The organism is Mesorhizobium sp. WSM4816 (genome assembly GCF_055811535.1).
The window spans coordinates 1-428 of sequence record NZ_JBVVQR010000110.1; the positions used below are offsets into that span (position 1 = coordinate 1).

Genomic DNA, 428 nt, shown 5'->3' on the forward strand with positions numbered 1-428 from the left:
ATGTCGACGGCGTCGTCCGCACCGGCCGGCCGGTATTCGCTGAGCTTCAGCCCGTTCGTCACCAGTTGCACCACCGTTCCGACCGAGGTCGGGCTGATGCCGTATTGCGCCGCCTTGGCGCGATCGACGTCGAGCGCCCAGTCGACGCCAGGCGGCGGCAGGCCGTCGGAAATGTCGATGACACCGGGCACCTTGGCAATGCGCGCGGCGACGGCGCGCGCCTTGTCCTCGAGGCCTTTCGGGTCGACGGCTGACAGCCTGATCTGGATCGGCTTGCCGGTGGGCGGGCCGGCCTCGGGCACGCGAACCTCGACGTCGACGCCGGGAATGCCGGCCATGACGCCGCGCAGCTCGTCCAGGATGGCGTTCGCCGATTTGCGCTCGCGCCAGTCGACGAACTCGTACTGGATCACGCCGACCACGTCTTC

General features: G+C 69.2%; 1 pseudogene. It reads right to left on the bottom strand.

Going from position 1 to position 428, the window contains the following annotated elements:
• Positions 1 to 428: pseudogene (locus tag AC0L3H_RS33020) on the bottom strand (AcrB/AcrD/AcrF family protein); the annotation flags it as partial.